The organism is Streptomyces sp. NPDC008092, assembly GCF_042957285.1.
Lineage (GTDB): Bacteria > Actinomycetota > Actinomycetes > Streptomycetales > Streptomycetaceae > Streptomyces.
In genome coordinates, this window is record NZ_JBIBHY010000004.1 from 478,144 (window position 1) to 492,860 (window position 14,717).

A 14,717-nucleotide genomic window follows, 5' to 3' on the forward strand; every position below is an offset into this window, starting at 1 on the left:
GGACGTACGTGTGGTGCGAGCCGGCCGCGGCCCGAGCCAGTCCACTTTGTTGCCACTGGCCATGTCCCGGCGGTACCGGAACCCGTTGTGATGGCGCTGATTCCGCCGAGGAAAGGCCGTGATGACCGTGCCGCCGCGCAACCGCCCGTTCGTCCAGGTCGACGTGTTCTCGACGAGTCCGTATCGCGGCAACCCGGTCGCGGTCGTCCTCGACGGGGCGGATCTGGCCGACGAGGAGATGCAGCTCGTGGCGCGGTGGACCAACCTGTCCGAGACCACGTTCGTGGTGGCCCCCACCGTCGCCGGGGCGGACTACCGGCTGCGGATCTTCACGCCGGACGGCGAGCTGCCGTTCGCGGGGCACCCCACGCTCGGATCGGCCCGCGCGTGGCTGGACGGCGGCGGTGTGCCGCGGCACGCGGACCGGATCGTGCAGGAGTGCGGCGCCGGTCTGGTCACCGTGCGCCGCGGGGAGGGCGTACTGTCCTTCGCCGCGCCGCCGCTGGTGCGGGACGGCGCGCTCGACGACGAGTACCTGGAGCGGATCGTCGGCGCGTTCGGGATCGGGCGGGAGCGGGTCCTCGCCCACCAGTGGGTCGACAACGGGCCGGGCTGGGCCGTGCTCCGGCTGGCCACCGCCGAGGAGGTGCTGGCCCTCGAACCCGACCTGTCCCGTATCCCGGACGCGATGGTCGGCGCGATCGGCGCCTACCCCGAGGGTTCCCCGTACGACTTCGAGATGCGGACCTTCGCGCCGCGCTGCGGAGTGCCCGAGGACCCCGCCTGCGGCAGCATGAACGCCGGTGTCGGGCTGTGGCTGACCGCGACCGGCGCGGCCCCCGCCGCCTACCGGGTCTCGCAGGGCGCGCGGGTGGGACGGGCCGCGACCATCGAGGTCGGCGCCGACGCGGACGGCACGGTGTGGGTGAGCGGTGCCACGACCGTCTGCGTCCGGGGCACGATCACCGTGTGAGCACGAAATTGCGCGAGGTCGCCCGCTAGCACAATCCTGCACCCCTATCGCGGCGCAATATGCTGCCAATGTTGCCGGGATCCGTTCGCTCTCGCGGTTCCGTCGGTCACGCTTGGGCCCGTCACACCGACCGACCGCGGAAGGGCACGCAACCATGCCGGGCAGCAGCACAGTCACCGTCCACGCCGATCGCGGGGTTCTTCCGCAGCGCGCCGTGGCACCGCCCATCTACCAGACGGCGGCCTTCTCGGCGCCGGACGGCGAGACGTTCGCGCGGGACGCCGTCGACCCGCGCGGCCAGGACTTCTACACCCGCTTCGGCAACCCGAACCACGCCCAGGTCGCGGCCGTCGTCGCGGAGCTGGAGGGGACCGGGGCGGCCATGGTGACCGCGTCCGGGATGGCCGCGCTCACCACCGCCGTGCTGGCGCTGGTGTCCGCCGGTGACCATGTCGTCGGGCAGCGGTCCACCTACGGCGGTACGGCGTCGGTCCTGCTGAACCTGCTGCCCCGGTTCGGCGTGACGACCACCCTGGTCGACCAGACCGATCCGGCCGCCTTCGAGAAGGCGCTGACCCCGCGGACCCGCCTGATCCTGGTGGAGACCCCGAGCAATCCGCTGCTCCGGATCACGGACCTGCGCGCCGTCACGGACCTGGCCCGTGCGCACGGCGCGGTGACCATGGCCGACAACACCTTCGCCACCCCGCTCAACCAGCGCCCGGCGGACTTCGGCGTCGACCTGGTCTGGCACAGCGCGACCAAGTACCTCAACGGCCACACCGACGTCTCCGCCGGGGTGCTGGCGGGTCCGGCCGAACTCCTCGACAGGGTCTGGGACACCGGCCTGCTCACCGGTGCCGTGCTCGGGCCGTTCGACGCGTGGCTGCTGCTGCGCGGGATGCGCACCCTGCCGCTGCGGATGCCCCGGCACAACGCCAACGGCCAGGCGCTCGCGGAGGCTCTGGAGGCCCACCCCGCCGTGCGCCGGGTGCACTATCCCGGTCTGCCCTCCCACCCTCAGCACGAGCTGGCCACCCGTCAGATGAGCGGTTTCGGCGGGGTGCTGAGCGTCGAGTTCACCGGCGGCTTCGAGGCGGCCGACGCGTTCCTCGGCCGACTGCGCTACGCCCGCCGGTCGGCCAGTCTCGGCGGCGTGGAGTCGCTGGCCGTGCACCCGGCCTCCATGTGGCGGGGCATGCTCAGCGACGACCAGATCAGCGCCGCGGTCCCGCCGGGTCTGGTGCGGCTGGCCGCGGGCACGGAGGACACGGCCGACCTGGTCGCCGACGTGCTCGGGGCGGCCGACGCGGTGGCCGCCACCGCCGGGTCCGCCCACCCGTGAGTCAGAGCGTCTTCATCGTGACGTAGCTGCTCACCGTGGCGACGCCGGGCAGGTCGGCCAGCCGGTTGGCGTGGAAGTCCTCGTAGGCGGGCAGGTCGGCGACCTCGACCTGGAGCAGGTAGTCGTAGTTGCCGGTGACGTGGTGGACGTGGACCACCTCGGACAGCTGGACCACCGCGCGTTCGAACGCGGCCACGTCGCCGCGGTTGTGCCGCATCAGGCGGACGCCCGCGAACACCCGCAGGCTGCGGCCGACGGCCGCCGGGTCGATCTCCGCCCGGTAGCCGCGGATCACCCCGGTCTCCTCAAGGCGGTGCACGCGCCGCAGGCACGGCGACGGCGACAGGCCGACCCGCGCGGCGAGCTCGGCGTTGCTGATCCGCCCGTGCTTCTCCAGCACGGCGAGGATCGACCGATCCACATCATCCATGGGGGCAGATTATTGCTCACCCACCCCCACTTACCACAATCCAATGCCCTGCCACGGCGCAATTTCCTGCCGACGTTGCCAGGATCGGCTTACATCCGCGCGCCGCCCGGGAAGACTTGTCCGCATCGCGAATGCGGACAAACAACCACTTTTCACAGAGTCTCGTAGAGGAGTTTTCTGATGAGGATCCTGCTTACCGGCGGCACCGTGGTCAGCATGGACCCGGCCGTCGGCGATCTCGAACGCGGTGACGTGCTGATCGAGGACGGTGTGATCGTCGAGGTCGCCGAGGCCGTCGACGCCCCGGACGCCGAGGTGATCGACGCGAGGGACCGGATCGTCATGCCCGGCTTCGTCGACACCCACCGGCACACCTGGCAGACCGCGTTCCGCGGCATCGGCGCGGACTGGACGTTCCCCGAGTGGGCGCAGGCGATGCACCGCACACTGAAGCCCGAGTACCGGCCCGAGGACGTCTACGCGGGCACCCTGCTCGGCCGCCTGGAGGCCCTGCACTCCGGGGTGACCACGATGCTGGACTGGTTCCACTGCGCGCAGAGCCCGGAGCACGCGGACGCCGCCGTCGCGGCGCTGCGGGACGCACCGGGACGGTCCGTCTTCTGCCACGGCGCGGGCTGGGGCACCGCCGACCCGGTCGAGGCCGAGATCCGCCGCGTACGGTCCGTGCTCTCCTCGGACGACGGCCTGCTCACCATGTCGTTCGGGCTGCGCGGCGCGGAGGACACCTCCTTCGGGACCGTCGCGGACGAGCTGAAGCTGGCGGCCGAGCTCGGCCTGCGGAGCAGCCTGCACGTCGAGTCCGAGGGGATCCGGCGCCCGGTCGCCGACCTGCACGCGCACGGCCTGCTGCGGGACACCACGACGTTCGTGCACGCCAACGGCCTCGGCGACGACGAGCTGCGGATGCTCGCCGACGCCGGCGCCTCGGTGTCCGTCAGCCCGGACGTCGAGCTGAAGATGGGGTTCGGCTGGCCGATGACCGGCCGGATGCTGGCCGCCGGCCTGCGCCCGACGCTCTCCGTCGACGACGTCCCGTCGGTCGGCGGCGACATGTTCTCCACCATGCGCACCACCTACGTGGTGCAGCGCGGCCTGGACGGCGGCCTCGACTCCCGTGACCTGCTGGAGTTCGCCACCGTCGACGGCGCCCACGCCCTGGGCCTCGCCGCCCGCACCGGCAGCCTCACGCCCGGCAAGGACGCCGACGTGATCCTGCTGCGCACCGACGACCTCACCGTCTTCCCGGTCACCGACCCCGCGGGCACGGTCGTGGCGGCCGGTCACCCCGGCCTGGTCGACACGGTCCTCGTCGCGGGCCGCGTCGTGAAGCGGGACGGCGTACTGGCCGACGTGGACCTGCGGACGCTCCGCACCCGCCTGCTGGAGTCCCGCGACCGGGTCGCGGCGGCCGCCGGCGTCCCCCTGGACGGCACCTGGCACCCACAGCCGAAGGCGGCGTGACCGCGGCAGGGTGCGCGACAGCCGGCCGGCTGCGGCTGCGGCTGCGGCTGCTGGACCAGCCCGAGTTCGTGGCACCGCCGGAGAGCCGGGGGGCTTGACCCGGCCCGGGCTCTCTGTCCGCCGGAAGCCGGTACAGCCCGCCGTACCCGGAGCCGGGGCGAGCGCCGACGGCCGGGGCCGCCGACCGACCGACGGCCGAGGCTGCCGACCGACCGACGGCCGGGGCCGCCGACCGACCGACGACCGTGAGTGACGGCCGACCGGCGACCGGGGGTGAGGACCGCCGCCGCGCCGGTGAGCCGACCGTAAAACTCGGCCCGTTCCGGTGGCGGGAATCGGCCAGGGCGGTGATGGTGGGCGGCGGGGAAATTTTTCGCGCGCAGGGAGAGCTGGAGATGCCCGAAGTCACTACTCCGTACCCGACCGGGACCCCGTGCTGGGTCGATCTGATGGCGCAGGACCAGCAGGCCGCGCTGGACTTCTACCGTGACCTGTTCGGCTGGCAGGGCGAGGTCGGCGAGGCCGACTTCGGCGGATACGCGGTCTGCACGCTGCAGGGCAAGCCGGTGGCCGGCATCGGCTCGGCCATGGCACCCGAGGGCCAGCCGGAGCCGCCGACCGTCTGGACCACCTATCTGGCCAGCACCGATGCGCAGGCCACCCAGGACACCATCGTCTCGGCCGGCGGCACGCTGATCGCCCCGGTGATGGACGTCGGCGACATCGGCCGGATGCTGATCGCCGCCGACCCGCAGGGCGCGGTGTTCGGGGTGTGGCAGCCGGGCGAGTTCCACGGCGCGGGGATCGTCAACGAGCCGGGCGCGCTGATCTGGAACGAGCTGAACACCACCGACGTACCCGCCGCCACCGGCTTCTACGGCGAGTCCTTCGGGATCGAGATCCAGCCGATGGAGGGCGCCGGCGGGAACTACTGGTCGCTGAACGTCGGCGACCGGGGCGTCGGCGGCGCCGCCCAGCTCGGCGACGACCGCCCCGGCGTCCCGCCGCACTGGCTCACCTACTTCGCGGTGGACGATGTCGACTCCACCGTGGACGCCCTGGTCAAGCGCAACGGCACGGTGTTCCAGCCGCCGTTCGAGATGATGGCCGGCCGCATGGCCGTGGTCGCCGACCCGCAGGGTGCGACCTTCGCGGTGTTCAAGCCGAAGCCGATGTGAGACACCGCGGGCTGCCTACAGCAGAGCAACACCCTGCCGCAAGCACCAGATCCTGACCCCCTTCCGCTTTCCGGACCGCCCGGGATACCCCTGAGGACACCGGTGGTACGGGAACGGGAGGGACGGGGTCATGGGAACCGAACACGTCGAGCACGGCTGGCGGGTGGACGGGCGCTGCACCAACTGCGACGTGGCGCGGCAGCTCGCCCCGGGGCTCGTCGGGGAGGTGGCGGGGCGCTCGGCCGTACTGCGCCAGCCGCGCGACGCCGCGGAGACGGCACGGTTGCACGCGGCGGCGCACGCCTGCCCCACCCGTTCCGTCCGGCCGCCGGACGGCCGGACGGACCCGGCCCGGGACCCGTTCCCGATGCCCCTGGACGACATCGGCACCGGCACCGGCTCCGGCACTGACTCCGAGTCCGGTTCCGGCACCGGCACTGACTCCGAGTCCGGTTCCGGCTCCGGCTCCGTGCTGCTGTGCGGGCACAACTCGCCGCACACCGCGGGTGCCAACTCCTACCTCCTGCGCCGCCCCGACGGCACGTCGATGATGATCGACACCCCGCGCTGGAGCCCGGCGCTCGCCGCCCGCTACGAGGCGCCGGGGCCCGTTACCGACGTACTCCTCACCCACCGCGACCACGCCGTGCACGGCCGCCGCTACGCCGACGGCTTCGGCGCCCGGCTCTGGATCCACGAGGGCGACCTCGACGCCGCCCCGGACGCCGACCGGGTCCTGCGCGGCACCGAGCCGGCCGGGATCGCCGACGGTGTCCTCGCCGTCCCCTTCCCCGGGCACACCCGGGGCAGCGTGCTCTACCTCGCCGACGAGCGGTACTGCTTCAGCGGCGACAGCTTCTACTGGTCGCGTACGACGTCGGACATCGAGGTGGCCGAGAGCGTCACCTGGTACTCGATCCGTGAACTGGCCGCCTCCCTGGCCCGGACCGCCGGCCGGCTGCGCTTCGAGTGGCTGCTGCCGGGACACGGCGACCGCCGCCACCTTCCCCACGAGGAAATGACCGCGCGGCTCGGGAACTTGGCCACCCGCACTCACGAACTCCCTCCTCGCGCAGTGGACTTCACCGCGGTCCGCTGGTGAGTTCCCTCGCCCGGCCCCATCTGCCGGGTTCTGCCCCGTCCGCCGCCGCGCGATGGTAGGACGGGGCTGCGGACCGGGCCGCTGGGAAGGGGTGTTGGGCATGACGGCACAGAACATCGACGATGTGGTGGACGGACTCGCCGGGATCGTGCGCGAGGCCGAACGCACCGGTGACCGGATCGGGTACTTCGCGGCGCTGTACCGGCAGGTGACCGTCGAGATCCGTACCGCCGTCCACGACGGGCAGTTCGAGGACGGCCCCCGCATGGACCGTTTCGACACGCTCTTCGGCAACCGCTACTTCGACGCGTACGACGCCTGGCGGCGTGACCGGAGCGGGCCGCGCTGCTGGCGCGAGACGTTCGGGCTGCTCGGCGACGCCGACACCGTCATCGTCCAGCACCTGATCCTGGGCGTGAACGCGCACATCAACCTCGACCTCGCCGTCGCCGCCGCCGGGACCGACCCGGGCGAGGACATCAACGCCCTGCGGCACGACTTCCTGCTGATCAACGACATCCTCGCGCGGGTGGTGCTGGCGGTGCAGGACTCCGTCGACGCCGTGTCGCCCCTCCTGTCGCTGCTGGACAAGGTCGGCGGCCGCACCGACGAGCAGATCCTGGACTTCAGCGTCCGCGAGTCCCGCGAGGAGGCGTGGCACAACGCCGTCCTGCTGGCGGGCCAGAACGAGACGGAGCGCGCCGCCACCATCGAACGGCTCGACACCCGGGCCACCGTGCTCGCCCGGCTGATAGCGCGCCCGGGCGGCATCGTCCGCCCCGCCCTGGAGCTGATCCGGCACACCGAGAGCGACGACGTCCCGGCCGTCATCAGCCACCTGGACGACGCCATGCAGCGGGTCTCCGCCGCGCGGTAGAGCACGGAGGGGGGAGGCGGGGGCGCCGGCAGACCGCGGTGACGCGGAGCGGGGGCGACGGCCAGCCCGCGCCGCCGGCACCCCGGGGCCGGCGACGGCGCACCAGGCCCCGGAGGTAGGCCACCAGGAACACCAGGTAGACGGCGGCGACCGTGAGCGCCCAGGCGGCCGAGAGCCCGCCGCCCAGGATCACGGCCACCTCCAGGACGGCGACGAACAGCAGCAGCGCGCCGTCCCGTATCTCCGTTCGAGTCTCCGTTCGCGTCATGTCCGCAATCCCACAGGTCAGGCCACACGCGGGCCAGCCCGCTCCGGTCCTCCCCCGGTCACGATTGGATTTCGGCCATCGCCGGGGGCTTGCCGCGACGTCGTGTAATCGATTCCAATCCTCGGTACACGCAGTCGTGTAATCGATTCCACGAGGAGGTGGAGCGGCGATGGCGAGCATCAAGGACGTCGCCGCCGAGGCGGGCGTTTCCGTCGCCACGGTGTCCCGGGTCCTGAACGACCATCCGTCGGTCAGCGACGACGCCCGTACCCGCGTCCTGGCCGCCGTCGCGGCGCTGGGCTACCGCCCGAACGCCGTCGCCCGCTCCCTGCGCACCGACCAGACCCACACCCTCGGCCTGGTCATCAGCGACGTGATGAACCCGTACTTCACCGAGCTGGCCCGCTCGGTCGAGGAGGCGGCCCGCGCCCTCGGCTACAGCGTCATCATCGGCAACGCCGACGAGCGGCCGGAGCTGCAGGACCACCACGTACGGACGCTGCTCGACCGGCGGATCGACGGGCTGCTGGTCTCCCCCACCGACGGCGGCTCGCCGCTGATGCTGGAGGCGGCGCGGGCCGGGACGCCCATGGTCTTCGTCGACCGGTGGATCCCGGGGGTGGACGTCCCCGTGGTGCGGGCGGACGGGTCGGCCGCGATCCGTGACCTCGTCGCCCACCTGTGCGGACTCGGGCACCGGCGGGTCGCGATCATCGCCGGGCCGGCGGCCACCACCACCGGCAGCGAGCGTGTCCAGGCCTTCCGCGAGGCCCTCGCCGAGCACGGCGTCCCCCTCCCCGACGCCTACATCGGCCAGGGCGACTTCCAGGCCGAGAGCGGGCGGCGGGTCACCGAGGGGTTCCTCGACCTGCCCGAGCCGCCCGAGGTCGTGTTCGCCACGGACAACCTGATGGCGCTGGGTGCGCTGGACGCGGTGCGGGCGCGGGGGCTGCGGGTGCCATGTGACATAGCACTGGCCGCCTTCGACGACATCCCCTGGTTCGTGCACACCGACCCGCCCGTCACCGCCATCGCCCAGCCCACCGGTGAGCTCGGCCGCGCCGCCGTACGCGCGCTGGTCGACCGCATCGAGGGACGGCCGCCGCGGTCCGTCACCCTCCCGGCCCGGCTCGTCGTGCGCCGTTCGTGCGGCGAGGGCCGCGACCCCCACCCCCCGCAGTCCCCCACCCCTGTGCAAAGGAGCACGTCGTGAGCAACCCGGACGAGTTGCTGCGTATCGAGGGCATACGGAAGTCCTTCCCCGGCGTGGTCGCGCTCGACGGCGTCGACTTCGACCTCCGCCGGAGCGAGGTGCACGTACTCCTCGGTGAGAACGGCGCGGGCAAGAGCACCCTGATCAAGATGCTCTCCGGCGCCTACACCCCCGACGCGGGGCGGATCCTGGCCGGCGGCGAGGAGGTGCGCATCCATGGTGCGCAGGACTCCGAGCGGCTCGGGATCGCCACCATCTACCAGGAGTTCAACCTCGTACCCGACCTCACGGTCGCCGAGAACATCTTCCTGGGCCGGCAGCCGCGCCGGTTCGGGATGATCGACCGGAAGCGGATGGAGGCCGACGCCGAGGCGCTGCTGACGCGGGTCGGCGTGAACGTGTCGCCACGCGCGCGGGTCCGTGAACTCGGCATCGCCCGGCTCCAGATGGTGGAGATCGCCAAAGCGCTCAGCCTGGACGCGCGCGTGCTCATCATGGACGAGCCGACCGCCGTCCTCACCTCGGAGGAGGTGGAGAAGCTCTTCGCGATCGTGCGCCAGCTGCGCGCGGACGGGGTCGGGATCGTCTTCATCACCCACCACCTGGAGGAGATCGCCGCTCTCGGGGACCGGGTGACGGTGATCCGGGACGGGAAGAGCGTGGGCCAGGTGCCCGCGACCACGCCCGAGGACGAGCTGGTCCGGCTGATGGTCGGGCGCTCCATCGAGCAGCAGTACCCGAGGGAGCGCGGCGAGGCCGGTGCGGCGCTGCTGTCCGTGGAGGGGCTGACCCGGGACGGGGTCTTCCACGACGTGAGCTTCGAGGTGCACGCGGGTGAGGTCGTCGGGATCGCCGGGCTCGTGGGCGCCGGCCGTACGGAGGTCGTGCGGGCCGTGTTCGGGGCCGATCCGTACGACGAGGGGGCCGTGAAGGTCTCCGGTGCGGCGCTGCGGCGGCACGACGTCAACGCGGCCATGGCGGCCGGGATCGGGCTCGTCCCGGAGGACCGCAAGGGGCAGGGGCTGGTGCTGGACGCCTCCGTCGAGGAGAACCTCGGGCTGGTGACGCTGCGGAAGGCGACCCGGGCCGGGATCGTCGACCTCAAGGGGCAGCACGCCGCCGCCGGGCGGATCGCCGGGCAGCTGGGCGTGCGGATGGCCGGGCTCGGTCAGCACGTGCGGACGCTCTCCGGCGGCAACCAGCAGAAGGTCGTCATCGGCAAGTGGCTGCTCGCCGACACCAAGGTGCTGATCCTCGACGAGCCGACGCGCGGCATCGACGTCGGCGCCAAGGTCGAGATCTACCAGCTGATCAACGAGCTCACGGCCTCCGGGGCCGCCGTGCTGATGATCTCCAGCGACCTGCCGGAGGTTCTCGGGATGAGCGACCGGGTGCTGGTGATGGCCCAGGGGCGGATCGCGGGCGAACTGGCCGCGGACCAGGCCACCCAGGACTCCGTGATGGCCCTCGCCGTCAGTTCCCCGGCCACCCCCGCGGCCCCCGCCGCCCCCACCACAACCGACAAGGAGGCCGGACGTGGCCACTGACACGCTCAAGAGCAGCGGCACGGGCGCCGGTGGCGCCGCGGGTGTGCGCCGGCTGCTCCTCGACAACGGCGCGCTCACCGCGCTGATCGTTCTCGTCATCGCCATGTCGGCGCTGTCCGGGGACTTCCTCACCACCGACAACCTGCTCAACGTCGGCGTCCAGGCGGCCGTGACGGCGATCCTGGCCTTCGGCGCGACCTTCGTGATCGTCGCGGCGGGCATCGACCTGTCGGTGGGTTCGGTGGCGGCCCTGTCGGCCACCGTGCTGGCGTGGAGCGCCACCTCGCACGGGGTGCCGGTGTTCCTGGCCGTCGTCCTCGCCGTCGCGACCGGCATCGCGGCCGGTCTGGTCAACGGCTTCCTCATCGCCTACGGCAAGCTGCCGCCGTTCATCGCGACGCTGGCGATGCTGTCGGTGGGGCGCGGTCTGGCGCTGGTGATCTCCGGGGGCTCCCCCATCGCCTTCCCCGACTCGGTCTCGCACCTCGGTGACACCCTCGGCGGCTGGCTGCCGGTGCCGGTGCTGGTCATGGTCCTGATGGGGCTGATCGCGGCCTTCGTGCTCGGCCGGACCTACATCGGGCGCTCGATGTACGCGATCGGCGGCAACGAGGAGGCCGCCCGGCTGTCCGGGCTGCGGGTGAACAAGCAGAAGCTCGCCATCTACGCGCTGTCCGGGCTGTTCGCGGCCGTCGCCGGCATCGTGCTGGCCGCCCGGCTGTCCTCCGCGCAGCCGCAGGCCGCCAACGGCTACGAGCTGGACGCCATCGCCGCGGTGGTGATCGGCGGTGCCTCGCTGGCCGGCGGCACCGGCAAGGCGTCGGGCACGCTGATCGGCGCGCTGATCCTCGCGGTGCTGCGCAACGGCCTCAACCTGCTCAACGTCTCGGCGTTCTGGCAGCAGGTCGTCATCGGCGTCGTCATCGCGCTGGCCGTCCTCCTGGACACCGTGCGCCGCAGGGCCGGGGCCACCCCGCTCGCCGCCGGCACCGGGGGCGGCAAGGGAAAGCAGGCCGGGACGTACGCGCTGGCCGCGGTCGTCACCGTGGGCCTGGTGGCCGCGACCTCGCTGCTGCACACGGGCTCGTCCTCGGCCAACCCCAAGATCGGTCTGTCCCTGTCCACCCTCAACAACCCGTTCTTCGTGCAGATCCGGGCCGGCGCCCAGGCCGAGGCGAGGAAGCAGGGTGTGGACCTGACCGTCACCGACGCCCAGAACGACGCCTCGCAGCAGGCCAACCAGCTGCAGAACTTCACCAGTTCGGGGCTCGGCGCGATCATCGTCAACCCGGTCGACTCGGACGCGGCGAGCAACTCCGTGAAGGCCGCCGACAAGGCGGACATCCCGGTGATCGCCGTCGACCGCGGGGTGAACAACGCGAAGACGGCGACGCTGGTCGCCTCCGACAACGTCACCGGCGGCGAGCTGGCCGCGAAGTCGATCGCCGAGAAGCTCGGCGGCCAGGGCAAGATCGTGATCCTGCAGGGCCAGGCCGGTACCTCCGCCGCCCGGGAGCGGGCGCAGGGCTTCGCCGAAGGCCTGAAGGCCTACCCCGGTATCCAGGTGGTGGCCCAGCAGCCCGCCGACTTCGACCGCACCAAGGGCCTCGACGTGATGTCGAACCTGCTCCAGGCCCACCCGGACGTCCAGGGTGTCATCGCGGCCAACGACGAGATGGCCCTCGGCGCGATCAAGGCGCTGGGTTCCAGGGCCGGTTCGTCGGTCTCGGTGATCGGCTTCGACGGCACCCCGGACGGCCTGACCGCCGTGAAGAACGGCACGCTGTACGCGTCGGTGGCCCAGCAGCCCAGCCAGCTCGGGAAGATCGCCGTGGACAACGCGCTGAAGGCCGTGAAGGACCAGAAGATCCCGTCGGCGATCAAGGTGCCGGTGAAGGTGGTCACGAAGGACAACGTGGCCGGTTTCACGGGCTGACACACCAGGGAGGCGGCCGGGCGCTTGAATGGAGCCCCGGTCGCCTCACCCCTTTTCCCCATTCGCACAGGCCTGTAGGGAGTCATCCGATGTACGACTACGACCTCCTGGTCGTGGGATCGGCCAACGCCGACCTGGTGATCCGCGTCGAGCGGCGGCCGGACGCCGGGGAGACCGTCCTCGGCGGCGATCTCGCCACGCACCCCGGCGGCAAGGGCGCCAACCAGGCGGTCGCGGCCGCCCGGCTCGGCGCCCGTACCGCCCTGCTGGCCCGGGTCGGCGACGACGCGCACGGCAGGCTGCTGCTCGACTCGCAGCGGGCGGCGGGGGTGGACACGGTGGGCGTGCTGGTGGGCGGGGCGCCGACGGGCGTCGCCCTGATCACCGTGGATCCTTCCGGGGACAACAGCATCGTCGTCTCGCCGGGCGCGAACGGCCGTCTCGTGCCGGCGGACGTGCGGGCCGCGGTCAGCCTCTTCCACGCCTCCCGGGTGGTGTCCACGCAGCTGGAGATCCCGCTGGAGACGGTGCTGGAGGTCGTACGGAACCTGGCCCCCGGCAGCCGGTTCGTCCTCAACCCGTCCCCGCCGCGGCCCCTCCCCGGTGAGGTGCTGGCGGCCTGCGACCCGCTGATCGTGAACGAGCACGAGGCGCGGGTGCTCCTCGGCGAGGCGTGCGTGAGCGAGGAACCGGCCGACTGGGCGCGGCTCCTGCTCGCCAAGGGCCCGAAGTCGGTGGTGGTGACGCTGGGCGCGGAGGGTGCGCTGGTGGCCGACGGCGACGGGGTCGCGCACGTCTCCTCCGTGAAGGTGGACGCGGTGGACACGACCGGCGCCGGGGACGCGTTCACGGCGGCCCTCGCGGTACGGCTCGGGGCGGGCGCGTCCCTCGCCGAGGCGGCGGCGTACGCGGCGCGGGTCGGGGCGGCGGCGGTGACCGGGCGGGGTGCGCAGGAGTCGTACCCGACGGCGGCGGAGGTCGACGCGCTGTGAGGCGGGCGGGCATCCTCAACCGTCATCTCTCCGGCGCGCTGGCCGAGTTGGGGCACGGGCACGGGGTGCTGGTGTGCGACGCCGGGATGCCGATACCGAAGGGTCCGCGGGTGGTGGACCTGGCGTTCCGGGCCGGGGTGCCGTCCTTCGCGGAGGTGCTGGAGGGGCTGCTGGCCGAGCTGGTCGTGGAGGGCGCGACGGCGGCGGCGGAGGTACGCGAGGCCAATCCGGCGGCCGCCGGGCTGCTGGACGGGCACTTCCCCGGCCTGGTCCTGGTCCCGCACGAGCGGCTGAAGGAGCTGTCGGCGGAGGCACACCTGGTGGTGCGGACCGGGGAGGCCCGGCCGTACGCGAACGTGCTGCTGCGGTGCGGGGTGTTCTTCTGAGCCCCGTTCAGGTGACGCGCCCCGAAAGGGGCGCGGGAACCGCGCGACCGGCCACGACGGCGCCGCGGACGGGAGCACTTCCCGCTGATCCCGGTCAGGGCTCGGGGAACACCAGGGTCACCCCGTACCGCCGCTCCGCCGCCCGCAGGGCCGGCAGGAGTCTCTGGCGCAGGGTGCGGACCTCGGCGGCGTGCCCCGCGAGGAAACCGGTGCGCAGGCTCAGCCGGGCAGGGTCGCGGACGGCCTCGACGGGGCGCATGCAGTCCGCGTAGACGCGGCCCATGGCGCGCTCCGTGGCGGGCAGGTCGGCGGGCGCGGCGGCCTGCTGGCGGGCGTCGGCCGCCCCCATGAAGGCGCGCTCGTCCTTGGCCGGAACCCCGTGCCCGGCCAGGCAGCCGGGCAGGCCGCGCCGGGCCCGGACCGTGGCGGGAGCGCGGTCCACCGCGCCGAGTGCACCGAACCACCGCTGTTCGAGGGGCAGGTAGAGGCCGCTCAGCGCGGCCGCGGCCTTCGTGCCCTGGGCCTGGCAGCGGCGCACCTGTGCCGCGCTGCCGGCGCGGGCCGTGGTGGGGGCGGCGGCCGCCGCGGGCACGTCGGCGCTGGTGCTCAGGCCGTGCCGGGCGACGAAGTCCAGGTCGGGCAGGGCGAAGAAGCGGATGAACGCGAGCGGGGCCTCGGCGGGCACGGCGAACCCGCCCCTGCGGGCGCAGTCGGCGGTGGCGACCCGGGTCACCTGCTGCCCGAATACGTAGAGGCCCTGGGTCCACCGGGTCTCGGCCCCCGTGGCCGGCAGGACCATGCGTACCGGGTCGTCCGGCAGGGCGTGGCCGAGGCGGGCCGGGGTCACGGTCGCGGCCGGCGGGCCGGGCTGCCGGGCGGCGTCGGTGGAGCACGCGGTGCCGAGCAGGGCGACGGCCGCCGCGAGGGCCGCGCGCACCAGGACCGGGCGCCGGATCATCCGGACCACTCCTCTCCCCTGTGTGTCCCG

14 protein-coding genes are annotated in these 14,717 nt (G+C 73.0%); 11 read left to right on the forward strand and 3 right to left on the reverse strand.

Features of this window, described 5'->3' with window-relative positions:
• Positions 1-121: 121 nt before the first annotated feature.
• Together ACFZB3_RS15120 and ACFZB3_RS15125 are read left to right on the forward strand one after the other, a co-directional pair.
• On the forward strand, positions 122-973 hold the full coding sequence (locus ACFZB3_RS15120) for a PhzF family phenazine biosynthesis isomerase (RefSeq protein WP_391375093.1): 852 nt from the start codon (positions 122-124) through the stop codon (positions 971-973).
• A gap of 154 nt (positions 974-1,127) precedes the next feature.
• Entirely contained in the window at positions 1,128-2,318 is a 1,191-nt protein-coding gene (locus tag ACFZB3_RS15125) for an aminotransferase class I/II-fold pyridoxal phosphate-dependent enzyme (protein WP_391375095.1), read from the forward strand.
• Between the two features lies 1 nt (position 2,319).
• Here ACFZB3_RS15125 and ACFZB3_RS15130 read toward each other — a convergent pair whose 3' ends face one another.
• Complete coding sequence (locus ACFZB3_RS15130; RefSeq protein ID WP_391375097.1) at positions 2,320-2,748, reverse strand: Lrp/AsnC ligand binding domain-containing protein; 429 nt, start codon at positions 2,746-2,748, stop codon at positions 2,320-2,322.
• A gap of 180 nt (positions 2,749-2,928) precedes the next feature.
• Here ACFZB3_RS15130 and ACFZB3_RS15135 point away from each other — a divergent pair, with 180 nt between their 5' ends.
• The 4 genes from ACFZB3_RS15135 to ACFZB3_RS15150 all read left to right on the forward strand — a co-directional run bounded on the left by ACFZB3_RS15135 (position 2,929) and on the right by ACFZB3_RS15150 (position 7,387).
• Complete coding sequence (locus ACFZB3_RS15135; protein WP_391375100.1) at positions 2,929-4,230, forward strand: amidohydrolase family protein; 1,302 nt, start codon at positions 2,929-2,931, stop codon at positions 4,228-4,230.
• Between the two features lie 395 nt (positions 4,231-4,625).
• The gene (locus ACFZB3_RS15140) at positions 4,626-5,408 is read left to right on the forward strand and encodes a VOC family protein (RefSeq protein ID WP_391375102.1); all 783 of its coding nucleotides are present in this window, start codon (positions 4,626-4,628) and stop codon (positions 5,406-5,408) included.
• Between the two features lie 130 nt (positions 5,409-5,538).
• Positions 5,539-6,510 carry a 4Fe-4S domain-containing protein gene (locus ACFZB3_RS15145; protein WP_391375105.1) on the forward strand — a complete coding sequence of 324 codons (972 nt, stop codon included), beginning with the start codon at positions 5,539-5,541 and terminating at the stop codon, positions 6,508-6,510.
• Between the two features lie 100 nt (positions 6,511-6,610).
• Positions 6,611-7,387, forward strand: coding sequence for a DUF5995 family protein (locus tag ACFZB3_RS15150; protein ID WP_391375108.1), 777 nt, complete (start codon positions 6,611-6,613; stop codon positions 7,385-7,387).
• Here ACFZB3_RS15150 and ACFZB3_RS15155 read toward each other — a convergent pair.
• Positions 7,341-7,655 carry a hypothetical protein gene (locus ACFZB3_RS15155; RefSeq protein ID WP_391375110.1) on the reverse strand — a complete coding sequence of 105 codons (315 nt, stop codon included), beginning with the start codon at positions 7,653-7,655 and terminating at the stop codon, positions 7,341-7,343. The two genes, ACFZB3_RS15150 and ACFZB3_RS15155, sit on opposite strands and share 47 nt — an antisense overlap.
• Positions 7,656-7,824: 169 nt before the next feature.
• Here ACFZB3_RS15155 and ACFZB3_RS15160 point away from each other — a divergent pair, with 169 nt between their 5' ends.
• From ACFZB3_RS15160 to rbsD, 5 genes are all read left to right on the forward strand, one after another.
• Positions 7,825-8,868, forward strand: a complete 1,044-nt coding sequence (locus ACFZB3_RS15160) for a substrate-binding domain-containing protein (protein ID WP_391375113.1) — start codon at positions 7,825-7,827, stop codon at positions 8,866-8,868.
• Entirely contained in the window at positions 8,865-10,415 is a 1,551-nt protein-coding gene (locus tag ACFZB3_RS15165) for an ATP-binding cassette domain-containing protein (RefSeq protein ID WP_391375116.1), read from the forward strand. The genes ACFZB3_RS15160 and ACFZB3_RS15165 overlap by 4 nt, the downstream gene beginning before the upstream one ends.
• Positions 10,405-12,351, forward strand: coding sequence for a substrate-binding domain-containing protein (locus ACFZB3_RS15170; RefSeq protein ID WP_391375119.1), 1,947 nt, complete (start codon positions 10,405-10,407; stop codon positions 12,349-12,351). The genes ACFZB3_RS15165 and ACFZB3_RS15170 overlap by 11 nt, the downstream gene beginning before the upstream one ends.
• Positions 12,352-12,440: 89 nt before the next feature.
• Complete coding sequence (locus ACFZB3_RS15175; protein WP_391375121.1) at positions 12,441-13,343, forward strand: PfkB family carbohydrate kinase; 903 nt, start codon at positions 12,441-12,443, stop codon at positions 13,341-13,343.
• On the forward strand, positions 13,340-13,729 hold the full coding sequence (gene rbsD / locus ACFZB3_RS15180; protein ID WP_391375123.1) for a D-ribose pyranase: 390 nt from the start codon (positions 13,340-13,342) through the stop codon (positions 13,727-13,729). The genes ACFZB3_RS15175 and rbsD overlap by 4 nt, the downstream gene beginning before the upstream one ends.
• 94 nt (positions 13,730-13,823) lie before the next feature.
• On the opposite strand, the gene ACFZB3_RS15185 is transcribed toward rbsD, so the two are convergent.
• Positions 13,824-14,687: a hypothetical protein gene (locus tag ACFZB3_RS15185; RefSeq protein ID WP_391375126.1), complete on the reverse strand. Its 864-nt coding sequence runs from the start codon at positions 14,685-14,687 to the stop codon at positions 13,824-13,826.
• Between the last annotated feature and the right edge of the window lie 30 nt (positions 14,688-14,717).

Coding starts and splice junctions, on each gene's coding strand:
- ACFZB3_RS15160 (WP_391375113.1), top strand. CDS start 7,825: ATGGCGAGCATCAAGGACGTCGCCGCCGAGGCGGGCGTTTCCGTCGCC.
- ACFZB3_RS15145 (WP_391375105.1), top strand. CDS start 5,539: ATGGGAACCGAACACGTCGAGCACGGCTGGCGGGTGGACGGGCGCTGC.
- ACFZB3_RS15130 (WP_391375097.1), bottom strand. CDS start 2,748: ATGGATGATGTGGATCGGTCGATCCTCGCCGTGCTGGAGAAGCACGGG.
- ACFZB3_RS15140 (WP_391375102.1), top strand. CDS start 4,626: ATGCCCGAAGTCACTACTCCGTACCCGACCGGGACCCCGTGCTGGGTC.
- ACFZB3_RS15175 (WP_391375121.1), top strand. CDS start 12,441: ATGTACGACTACGACCTCCTGGTCGTGGGATCGGCCAACGCCGACCTG.
- ACFZB3_RS15135 (WP_391375100.1), top strand. CDS start 2,929: ATGAGGATCCTGCTTACCGGCGGCACCGTGGTCAGCATGGACCCGGCC.
- ACFZB3_RS15125 (WP_391375095.1), top strand. CDS start 1,128: ATGCCGGGCAGCAGCACAGTCACCGTCCACGCCGATCGCGGGGTTCTT.
- ACFZB3_RS15155 (WP_391375110.1), bottom strand. CDS start 7,655: ATGACGCGAACGGAGACTCGAACGGAGATACGGGACGGCGCGCTGCTG.
- ACFZB3_RS15185 (WP_391375126.1), bottom strand. CDS start 14,687: ATGATCCGGCGCCCGGTCCTGGTGCGCGCGGCCCTCGCGGCGGCCGTC.
- ACFZB3_RS15120 (WP_391375093.1), top strand. CDS start 122: ATGACCGTGCCGCCGCGCAACCGCCCGTTCGTCCAGGTCGACGTGTTC.
- ACFZB3_RS15150 (WP_391375108.1), top strand. CDS start 6,611: ATGACGGCACAGAACATCGACGATGTGGTGGACGGACTCGCCGGGATC.